This window comes from Candidatus Cloacimonadota bacterium, from assembly GCA_020532355.1.
Taxonomy (GTDB): Bacteria; Cloacimonadota; Cloacimonadia; order Cloacimonadales; family Cloacimonadaceae; genus UBA5456.
Window position 1 is genome coordinate 1 of record JAJBBD010000299.1, and the last position, 2,769, is coordinate 2,769.

Here is a 2,769-nt window from a genome sequence, read left to right on the forward strand (position 1 = left end):
AACTTGATCAATGATGTCCTTGGGGTAGTGGCCGTTTGCCTTTTCAATATCCGCGACAATATCCTCTACTACACTCTTGATTTCAACTAAGTAGCTCTTCGGTATGGCTGGCATTATTCCTCCTAAAGTCAATATGTTATTGGTCTCAAATCGTTTATTATCTATGACAATCATCGGATTATATATGAATCCGGACCTAAGAATATAATATATAATACCAATCCACTAGAGATGCTACCAGTTATTGAGAGTTTATAACAGCCCCAAAATATTGAAGTACTTGGTCGATAAACTATCTCAGCTCATTGAAACTAATACACGATGTTGGCGCAGAGAATGTCCTTTCATAGTAATGATCTGGAGAATTACTGCTCCAATCCGCAGGCTTAGTGCTTGTTGGTCTTTTTGAAAGATGACCTCGTTTAAACAATATAAACCTTTCGTTTTTAACCTCATTCATTGATTTATTTCCAATAAAGACTTCTGCAAGGAGACCACAGTACTTAATCAAGCATTGTGATGCCTTGAATTGAACCTTTGGTTTACTCCCTGGTTTGGTTGACTTCATCTCTATGTAATAAACGTAATTGTCACCATTCTCTTCTACAAAAAGAACGTAATCACATCTTGATAACTCACCTTCTTTGCCAGACAGAAGACATTTTTTTGGGATAAATTCATCCAGTTTTACTGCCTTACTCGTTAAGGGCACATTACTGATTGTGACTTTTTTCAACTTGGTATTCACATTAGGTTCCCTCATAACAATGTAACATCCACCATAGTTGTTCTTTTGAGGTTCTACTATGACATTCTCTACGAATAACTTGGATACTAGTTCTACAGGACTCATTAGAGTTCTCCATAAAACAGGCTATCTTGTATCTCATTCATTTCATTAATAGTATTGTCAAAACTATCTAGCTCAAATCCGAAGCCATTGAATTCTGCTTTCTGAAATGTATTGCACTTAGTACGCCTAGTATTACCATCCAGCAATACTGGTTGAACTGATGCGATATATACTGAAACACGGTTTCTACTCAGCATATGAGTCCTATCATATCCATATTTCTGAAAGTACTGGAGCTGTTTGTCTCCTGGGATAGATTGCATTAATATGATATTGTTTAGCTCCTTAACAATGTAATCGCTATGAGTTGTTACATAGATCTTAATTCCAGCATTATTTAGTTGTGCAAATAATTGCATGAGTTTTCTTTGATTATCAGGGTGAAGATTCAGCTCGGGTTCATCTACCATTAATAAGTCACCCTTTTTAGCTACGTGCTTAAGATATATAAATAGATCAACTAAAGATCTAACAGAACTTGAGCCCTCGTTTATTTTTAAGCGTACACGCTTACTATTAGTAGGTACAAAAAAGATCGCATTCTTAGAATACAAAACATCGCCACCAATAATCTGGTTCATATTTTGAATAATTTCAGGGTGCTCCTTAATGATGAAGCTCTGGTTCTTCACTTTCTCTTTAGTTCTGCGCACTGAGTCAACTGCACGATTGATTGGGATAGCGTAGTCAGTATTTACTCTTTCCAATATCTCAAATGGGTTGATACTTCCCTCACTCTCCTTAAGTGTGTCTAGTAATCTGTTTCGCGCAAAATCAAGCTCTGATTGAAATATTTCAATTCCAGTTCGTTCTGCAACTAATATTGTGGGCTCTGGGAAAGTATTTTTGAAAATGATCCGTTTTAACGCAAAGCTAATTGTGCGATTTAAAACCCTTGATGGAACCTCAATAGATCCTTTGTCAACTAATAGAGATATCGATATCTCGTCTTTATTCCTATCTTTATGTATTGAAAAAATGTTAACTCTGTCGGATCCTGTAGTTTGATCATATTCACTAAGCGGATGTATATCGCTGTCATTGAGTTCCACTTTAATTGAAGCTTTCGAAATTGTCTCTTGTTCTGAAGACAATACTCTTTGAATTATTGGGCAATATTTCCTAGAAGCCACATCAACGAAATGCTGAGATTTTTTTACCATTTGTGATAATGATATTGAGACACTCCCCTTTTCGAGCAGGATTTTCACAATACTGCTATCTAAATCAATCTCATATGCTTCCCACCAATAAGATAAGAATCCATAAATTGTGTAAGTAGCATAGGTTTTCCCCGTGTTGTTCTTTCCGCACACTACTGTCAACTCCGACAAATCGATGCTAGCGCATTGCAAGGGGCCGAGATTAGCAAGTTTAAATACCATCTTTCCTCCTATACTTTACTGTATAGAGCCTTTTATCATCTTGTGATCAAAATAAATAGGATGGCTCTTTATGTCAAGAACGATGAAAGTTAATAGACGGGCATGCCAGATTTCGCAATTTTATATCCATTGACATAAGTGGCCTGCTCATTAAATTGGTTTTGTCCTATTATGTCCTTGTTTTGCATGTTACGTAGAACAAGGTAACTATCTACTCATTAAGCATATATGCAAGGAGCAACATGGAAGACAGGCTGTTATCTGTTGATGACGTGAGACTCTATCTGGGAGTGAACAGAGATACTGTGTACAAGTGGGTGAACGAAAAAGGCTTGCCCGCATTGAAGATTGGTCGGTTGTGGAAGTTTCGGAAAGCCGATGTGGACGAATGGGTAAAACAATTTACGCACAAGAAACCAGTCGCAGCTAAGAAGAAGTAGCATCGGGCAGCTTAGTAACTGATCAATCCTCAAACTTGGAAAACTAATAAATGCCAAAGGCACGTAAATAAAGGAACTTGATGAAGAATAG

General features: G+C 37.0%; 3 protein-coding genes. 1 reads left to right on the top strand and 2 read right to left on the bottom strand.

Features of this window, described 5'->3' with window-relative positions; genetic code table 11:
• Nucleotides 1-292 precede the first annotated feature (292 nt).
• Both LHW48_10360 and LHW48_10365 read right to left on the bottom strand, forming a co-directional pair.
• Nucleotides 293-853, bottom strand: coding sequence for a hypothetical protein (locus LHW48_10360; GenBank protein ID MCB5260849.1), 561 nt, complete (start codon nt 851-853; stop codon nt 293-295).
• On the bottom strand, nt 853-2,238 hold the full coding sequence (locus LHW48_10365; GenBank protein ID MCB5260850.1) for an ATP-binding protein: 1,386 nt from the start codon (nt 2,236-2,238) through the stop codon (nt 853-855). The genes LHW48_10360 and LHW48_10365 overlap by 1 nt, the downstream gene beginning before the upstream one ends.
• Nucleotides 2,239-2,480: 242 nt before the next feature.
• Between LHW48_10365 and LHW48_10370 the strand changes: the two genes are divergently transcribed.
• Nucleotides 2,481-2,678, top strand: a complete 198-nt coding sequence (locus LHW48_10370) for a helix-turn-helix domain-containing protein (protein MCB5260851.1) — start codon at nt 2,481-2,483, stop codon at nt 2,676-2,678.
• Nucleotides 2,679-2,769 lie beyond the last annotated feature (91 nt).

Excerpts from the sequence above, each read along its gene's own strand:
- LHW48_10360 (MCB5260849.1), bottom strand. The coding sequence starts at position 853 with ATGAGTCCTGTAGAACTAGTATCCAAGTTATTCGTAGAGAATGTCATA.
- LHW48_10365 (MCB5260850.1), bottom strand. The coding sequence starts at position 2,238 with ATGGTATTTAAACTTGCTAATCTCGGCCCCTTGCAATGCGCTAGCATC.
- LHW48_10370 (MCB5260851.1), top strand. The coding sequence starts at position 2,481 with ATGGAAGACAGGCTGTTATCTGTTGATGACGTGAGACTCTATCTGGGA.